The sequence below is a fragment of the Fontibacillus phaseoli genome (genome assembly GCF_003337355.1).
Classification (GTDB): Bacteria; Bacillota; Bacilli; order Paenibacillales; family Paenibacillaceae; genus Fontibacillus; species Fontibacillus phaseoli.
In genome coordinates this window covers 166969-174279 of the sequence record NZ_QPJW01000009.1, presented here as the reverse complement: position 1 = coordinate 174279, position 7311 = coordinate 166969, and the positions used below count along the sequence as shown (strand labels likewise).

Genomic DNA, 7311 nt, shown 5'->3' with positions numbered 1-7311 from the left:
CAGATTTGTGGTCAGGCTAGCGTCTTTAGGCGCAGTTTGGCAACAGGGGGTTATACCCCAAGAGCAAACCACCCGTTGGACGGGTGGTCATGATTGCTGTTACACAGATTCTGGAAGTTTGAAAAGGAAGCCAATGGTTAATTATCTTCTGAACCCAATCTACATCAGGAGGTAATGGACATGGCTCAAAAAATAGTTGGTGTTTTTGCTTCAGATCAGGATGCTTCTAATGCGATTCGGGATTTGCAAGTCCTTGGATACGATACTAACGATATTTCCGTCATTGGGAAAAACAAAGACGATATTAACTCTATTCATGACGAGACGGGAACGAAAGCGCCTGAAGGAATTGCCACCGGGGCTGCCACAGGCGGGCTGTTGGGCGGCGTAGCAGGTTTGTTGGCGGGCCTGGGTGCGCTAGCTATTCCCGGGATTGGACCGATCATCGCTGCCGGGCCGATCGCGGCAACGCTGACGGGGGCGGCCGTAGGCGCCGGAGCCGGAGGACTGGTCGGCGGTCTGGTCGGCCTCGGTATTCCCGAGAATGAAGCGGAAGAATATAACAACTTCGTCAAGCACGGGCGCATTCTTGTTATGGTGGATGCGACCGATGCACAGGAAAGACAGGTTTACAACGTGTTCCGGGATCACCATTCCCTGAATGCCCACAATTATCGTGCTGGAAACGACAGTAACGGGATACACCGCAGCGTGTCTGAAGAAGAGGTGCGGGAAACCCGGGAACCGGCAGGTACTTTCTACCAGGAAATGGCGACGCTGGATCGCCCGCAGGGGCAGGTGAGAGATTACGGCAGTGAGGATCGCACGATGCGACTGCACGAGGAACAGCTCGGTATTTCGAAAACCCGGGAAACTACCGGTGAAGTGAATTTGCGCAAAGAAGTGGTTGAAGAGCAGAAAACGATCAATGTGCCGGTTAGCCGTGAGGAAGTGGTGATCGAGAAAAAGGTGATCCATGACGACGCGAATGGCGAGCCTATAGGCCGTGATGATAGCATCCGCATTCCGGTCACGGAGGAGCGGATAGAGGTCAACAAGCGTCCGGTCGTGACCGGCGAGGTGGAGATTCATAAACGGGAAGTCCAGGATACGGAACAGGTACGGGATACATTGAAGAAGGAAGAAGCACGTCTGGACCAGACCGGTAATCCTAGAGTACAAGGGGACGCAAGGCTGTACTGATTTGCTGTCTTTGCGGTGGAGTTACAGCTTTATTTGTTCCAAAAGAAAGGACAGCCTTCAGGCTGTCCTTTCAATTATTTTCATGGTGTTTGTGAAACCGGTTTATTTGTTCCCGTCCGGGATGATGACTTTGACGCGGCCCACCTGGCCGTCTTGCAGCCGGACCTTGATCCCATGTGGATGGTTCGGCGAGTTGGTCAGAATATCTTTGACGATGCCGCGAGTAAGTCGTCCAGTCGGCTGGTCTTTTTTCAACACGATGTCGACGGTCAGACCCGGAGCAATATTTTTGCGTACAGTTCCGTTCATGGTTGGGTATATCTCCTCAAGTCGCATTTTTTGCAATTCAAATTAGAATTATCCTATACGATACCACAACCTGATGGATATCCAAAATGCACGGATTGGACAGTTACTGACGATAAACGACGGAGTTGTTGGGGAGGGCGGCAGATCGAACGTATTATTACAGAGGTTGCCTCAGATGCCGTGGTTGACCGCTACGGCTTGCCATTGTACAAAACTTTGCATATAATATCAGGTAAGTCAAAAAGTAAATGCAATGATGGAGAAGAGTAGGCAGAAGCCTCCTTACAGGGAGGAGACGTCAGTGATTGAGAGCGTCTCTATGGAATCAGGCTGTCGAAGTTCGCTCCGGAGCAGTTCCTTGAACCCCGCTAGCCGTAATCCGGCATTAAGCGGTGCAGTAGAGGATACCGGCTGCGGCCCGTTACGCCGATAAAGTGAGAGTCTTATCCTTTGGGGAGGTCCGTTTCGGGGCTTCCGGCAGCGGGTTATAGAGACTCTAACAAGGGTGGTACCACGGTCTTTTCGTCCCTTTCCGGGAGAAGAGGCCTTTTTTGTTTTCTGGACCAACACTGATTTATAAAGCTTAAGGGGGATTTGTCGATGAAAGAAACTTTGGAGGCACTCAAACACGAAGCGATGGAACAGCTTGGCAAAGCGGCCGACGCCATTCATCTCAACGACCTGCGGGTCAAATATCTGGGTAAAAAAGGCGCCCTCACCGAGATTCTTCGGGGTATGGGCGGGCTCAGCGCCGAGGAACGGCCGGTGATCGGCCAGGTGGCCAATGACGTGCGCGCGGTGATCGAAGCGCTGATTGAGGAGAAGCAGAACGATTTCCAGCGGAAAGAGACCGAGGGCCGGCTCGCAGCCGAGAAGGTTGACGTTACCTTGCCCGGACGACCGCTTAAGCAGGGGGCCGTACACCCGCTTAACCAGGTCATTCAGGAGATTGAAGACATTTTTATCGGGATGGGATACAAGATCGCAGAAGGTCCCGAGGTGGAAACGGACTATTACAACTTCGAGGCGCTGAATTTGCCGAAAAACCATCCGGCCCGCGATATGCAAGACTCTTTTTACTTGACCGAAGATTTGCTGATGCGTACCCAGACTTCTCCGGTTCAGGTTCGTACGATGGAAGACATGAAAGGGGAAGTTCCGATCAAGGTGATTTGTCCGGGACGCGTATTCCGCCGCGATGACGATGATGCGACCCATTCCTTCCAGTTCCATCAAATCGAAGGCCTGGTGGTTGGCAAAAGGATTCGCATGAGCGATCTCAAGGGAACACTGCTGGAATTCACCCGCAAGATGTTCGGAGCGAATACGCAAATTCGCCTTCGTCCAAGCTTCTTCCCGTTCACCGAGCCGAGCGTCGAGGTTGACGTTACCTGCGTGAAATGCGGAGGAAACGGCTGCCGGGTATGTAAGAACTCCGGTTGGCTGGAGATTTTGGGCAGCGGAATGGTTCATCCGCGCGTGCTGGAAATGAGCGGATACGATCCGGAACAATACAGCGGATTCGCGTTCGGAATGGGCGTAGAGCGGATCGCGATGTTGAAATACGGCGTCGACGACATCCGCCACTTCTACAATAACGATCTGCGTTTCCTGCAGCAGTTTGCCAGAGTCTAGGCCACGGAAAAGGAAGGGGAATTGACATGAAAGTATCAACCGAATGGTTATCACAATATGTTTCGCTGGAAAATGTAGATATTCAGGAGCTTGCTGAGCTGATTACGCGTTCCGGCATCGAAATCGACTCGGTCGAGGATCGGAATAAAGGAGTTACCAAAGTTGTAGTCGGTTACGTGAAAAGCAAGGAAAAGCATCCGGATGCCGATAAATTGAACGTCTGCATCGTCGATGCCGGCGCAGGGGAAGACTTGCAAATCGTTTGCGGCGCGAAAAATGTGGATGCCGGACAGAAGGTGCCTGTCGCCCTTGTCGGGGCAAAGCTTCCGGGCGGGCTGGAAATCAAGAAAGCGAAGTTGCGCGGCATCCCTTCGCAAGGCATGATTTGCTCGGCCAAAGAGCTTGGCCTGAACGATAAATTGCTGCCAAAGGAACAACAGGAGGGTATCCTGGTACTGCCTGAAAACAGCGAGATCGGCACGCCGGTCACAAAACTGCTGCATCTGGACGATCAGGTGCTGGATTTCGACCTGACCCCGAACCGCTCGGATTGCCTCAGCATGCTTGGGGCGGCTTATGAAGTTGGCGCGATTGTGGGCCGGGATGTGAAGCTCCCTCATCCGGAGAAAGAACTGATCGAAGTGGCTGAACCGGCAAGCGGCCGGATTTCTGTAAGTATACAATCCCCGGATCTGTGCAGCCGTTATGCGGTCCGGTATATTTCGGGCGTAAAGATTGGCGTCTCGCCGCTCTGGATGCAAAGTCGTCTGATGGCGGCGGGCGTCCGTCCGATTAACAATATTGTGGACATTACGAATTATGTGATGCTGGAGTATGGGCAACCGCTCCATGCTTTTGATGCCGATAAGATCGCGGGGAACGCAATCGGCGTGCGCGAGGCCAAAGAAGGCGAGACCTTGGTTACGCTGGACGGACAGGAGCGCAAGCTTGAAGCGGGAGCGCTGTTAATCGTGGACGGCGAAGATCGGCCCGTAGGCTTGGCCGGCGTAATGGGCGGACTGGATTCCGAAGTGACGGAAACCACCATGAACATCGTGCTGGAGTCGGCCAAGTTCGACGGCGGTTCCGTACGTAAAACGTCGCGTCAGCTCGGTCTCCGTTCTGAGGCATCGCTGCGGTTCGAAAAGGAAGTAGACCCGGCTAGGGTGCTTCCGGCACTGGACCGCGCGGCATCGTTGATGGTGGAATTCGCCGGCGGCAAAGTACAGGAGGGCGTAGTTCAGTCAGTTACTGCAGAACCGCAGGATCGTACGATTACTTTATCGCTGAATAAAATGAACGCCTATCTGGGCACGGACATTTCGGCTCTGGAAACGAAAGCTCTTCTGATTCGCTTGCACTTTGACTGCGGAGATCTGGAAGGGAATACGCTCGAAGTTCGCGTTCCGACCCGCCGGGGAGACATCACCCGCGACGTGGATCTGATTGAAGAGATCGCCCGTTTATACGGCTATGACAATATTCCGGTTACGATGATCGAGGGACCTTCGACTGCCGGAGGATATACTAAGCCGCAAGCTTTGCGGCGGGCGCTTCGCGGCCTGCTCGTACACGGAGGTTGGCAGGAGACGATGGGCTATTCCTTCATCCGTGAAGGGGCTAGCGGTAAATTCCCTGCGCCGGGTGAAGGTGGACATGAAGTGAAGTTGGCCATGCCGATGAGCGAGGACCGCAGCGTGCTGCGCGGCAGCCTTTTGCCGGGGTTGATCGATATGGCACAGTATAACCGGAACCGTAAACACGACGAGCTTGCCTTGTTCGAAATCGGCACGGTTTTCCATGGAAAAGATGAGCATTTGCAGGAGCAACCGAGGGAATTGCCTGTGCTAGGTCTGCTGCTTACTGGTAACCGCGGAGTCAAACGCTGGAACGCTCCGGCCGAGAAGGTGGATTTCTTTGATCTGAAAGGCGCTCTGGAAAGTCTGTTTGAATATCTTGGACTTGGCGATGCCGTTTCTTATCGGGCTGATGAACCTCAAGGGTTCCATCCCGGGCGTTCAGCTTCACTTTACCTGAATACTCCGGAAGGCGGGCTAAGAATCGGCACGCTAGGACAACTGCATCCGGAACTGCAACGGGACATGGACCTTGAAGATACGTATGTAGCCGAACTGTTGCTCGGACCTCTTTACGAGTATGCCGGCGAAACCGTAGCATACCGGGATCTGCCACGCTTCCCGGCGATGCAGCGGGACATTGCGGTCGTTGTGGATAGCCATGTGGAAGCAGGGGCTCTGATTTCTAAGATTACTCAAACGGCTGGAGAATGGCTTGAATCTGTTGAAGTTTTCGACATATTTACCGGCACCAAGCTGGGCGAGGGCAAAAAGAGCGTAGCCTTGTCTCTGGTATACCGTCACATGGAACGGACACTGACCGACGAAGAGGTAACCGGAGTGCATGAAACCGTCATTGCGGCTCTGGAGCAAACTTTTGCTGCAGAATTGAGAAAATAGCAGGAATTGAACGGAGTCACATCGAATCTTTCTTTGTAAGTAACGATTCGATGTGACTTTCGTGCAAATACAGACATCTGAGATCAAACCCGGACTGAAGGAGGCACTTGGCTGTGAATACCCCTGACCGTATTAGTGTAAATGTGGAAATATACGGAACTTCTTATAAAATCGTTGGCAGCAATGCTGATTACATGAAGCAGGTTGCCCGTCGAGTTGATGAGCAAATGCGTTCCATCGCCAAGATGTATACCCATCTGGACATTCCGCGCCTGGCGGTGCTGGCGGCTGTCCGTATGGCGGAGGAGGCTGTAAGAAGTGAACAGCTTCAAAGCGAACTGAAACAGGTTCAGCAGGAGAAAGGTGATCTCAAACAGGAGATCTCAGTGATGCAGGCGCTCCACGCGAAGCAGGAAAATGATCATAAGGGACTTCAGGAGGAGCATCTTCAACTGAAAAGCGACAAGAAGTTGCTCGCGGAGCAGGCAGCTCGAAGCGAAGATTCGCTGAAAGAGCGCGATGCAGAGTGCCGGAAACTGACCGTCCGGATTCAAGAGCTGGAGCGGCAGTTAGCGGAGCAACGCGGAAGTAGTACGCAAATTCAGGCAAAATTACGCACCGCGGAACAGGATATTCGTAAGGAGAAAGAAGAGCGCGTGAAGCTGTCCGAGCAACTCAAAGCATCCCAGCAGCGTGAGGAAGCGGCAAAGACGGCTGAACAGCGGGCTAAGGAGATTAGCCTGAAGCTGGAGCAGCAGTATAAGCTGGCGCAACAAACGCTGCAGGCTGCCGATGCCGAAGCCAAGAAACAGGCCCGTCTGCTTCAAGAAGCTAAGGAGCGGGAAGATAAGCTGCGTTCGGAGCTTGCGGCTGCCGTGCAGAACGAAACTTCGTGGCATAAGCTTGCGGATAAACGGAACGAAGAACTCAGCCGTTTGGAAATCGGTCAGTTAGAGGCGATCAGCCGGACGGAAAAGCTGGAGGAGCAATTAAATACCTTGAATGGCGAATTGGCGTCGGCCAAGGAAAAAGTATCTCTGGAAAAGGACAAGTCCGGGAAATTGGCGGGTGAACTTGATTCCCTTCGCGCCAGACTTGAGCAGAGTGAGCGTGAAAGAGAATCTGCGCTGCTTACCGCACAATCTGCGGGCGAAGACAAGCGGCGGCTGGAAGCGGAAATTGGCAAGTTAAACGGACGATTGCAGGAACTTGAGCAAGAGATGCAGGAATATGCGGCATTGGCCGAAGAGCAGGATGATTCCCGTCAGGCTGCCGAACGTCGTGAACGCGAATGGAGAGAACAACTTAAGTCGGCGGAGGAGGAATTGGCTTCCTGGCGCGAAACGGAAGCCGAACTGCAGCGTCAGCTTGCGGAATGGCAGCAGGAGTGTGCGAGCGGTGGCGAACAAGTGTTGAATCTGTCAACCGATTACCGGGAACTGGAGCAGGAGAAGGATCGCATCGCCGAGGAACTGCGGCAAGTTTCGGAAAGTTTTGAGATCGTGTCCCACGAGTATCGTTTGCTTCAGGCGGAACGCGAACTGGAGCGGGAGAATGTGCAAGATAAAGAGGAAGAATACAAGCGTCTAAGGGAAGATTATGCAAAGCTGCAGACCGAATATAATGAATGGATTGAACTGATCGAGCAGGATCAGAATTAAATCCACACATCGGGTTTTGTCAGTCC

At 53.0% G+C, this 7311-nt stretch carries 5 protein-coding genes and 1 other annotated feature; of the genes, 4 read left to right on the top strand and 1 reads right to left on the bottom strand.

The features are described 5' to 3' along the window. Positions 1-180 precede the first annotated feature (180 nt). Positions 181-1203: a YsnF/AvaK domain-containing protein gene (locus DFP94_RS19160; RefSeq protein WP_114498076.1), complete on the top strand. Its 1023-nt coding sequence runs from the start codon at positions 181-183 to the stop codon at positions 1201-1203. A 102-nt stretch (positions 1204-1305) separates the two neighbouring features. On the opposite strand, the gene DFP94_RS19155 is transcribed toward DFP94_RS19160, so the two are convergent. Next, a complete protein-coding gene (locus DFP94_RS19155; protein WP_114498075.1) occupies positions 1306-1512 on the bottom strand; it encodes a YwbE family protein in 207 nt (68 codons plus the stop codon). A gap of 244 nt (positions 1513-1756) precedes the next feature. Then, positions 1757-2045 (top strand) — a binding site (T-box leader). Between the two features lie 67 nt (positions 2046-2112). On the opposite strand from DFP94_RS19155, the gene pheS reads away from it, so the two are divergent. From pheS to DFP94_RS19140, 3 genes are all read left to right on the top strand, one after another. Then, entirely contained in the window at positions 2113-3147 is a 1035-nt protein-coding gene (gene pheS, locus DFP94_RS19150; RefSeq protein ID WP_114498074.1) for a phenylalanine--tRNA ligase subunit alpha, read from the top strand. A gap of 26 nt (positions 3148-3173) precedes the next feature. Further along, a complete protein-coding gene (gene pheT / locus DFP94_RS19145) occupies positions 3174-5624 on the top strand; it encodes a phenylalanine--tRNA ligase subunit beta (RefSeq protein WP_114498073.1) in 2451 nt (816 codons plus the stop codon). 113 nt (positions 5625-5737) lie between these two features. Further along, entirely contained in the window at positions 5738-7285 is a 1548-nt protein-coding gene (locus DFP94_RS19140; protein ID WP_114498072.1) for a cell division protein ZapA, read from the top strand. The last annotated feature ends 26 nt before the right edge of the window (positions 7286-7311 follow it).

What these genes read in the sequence shown, in the direction of transcription:
- DFP94_RS19160 (WP_114498076.1), top strand. Translation starts at nt 181, where the DNA reads ATGGCTCAAAAAATAGTTGGTGTTTTTGCTTCAGATCAGGATGCTTCT.
- DFP94_RS19155 (WP_114498075.1), bottom strand. Translation starts at nt 1,512, where the DNA reads ATGAACGGAACTGTACGCAAAAATATTGCTCCGGGTCTGACCGTCGAC.
- pheS (WP_114498074.1), top strand. Translation starts at nt 2,113, where the DNA reads ATGAAAGAAACTTTGGAGGCACTCAAACACGAAGCGATGGAACAGCTT.
- pheT (WP_114498073.1), top strand. Translation starts at nt 3,174, where the DNA reads ATGAAAGTATCAACCGAATGGTTATCACAATATGTTTCGCTGGAAAAT.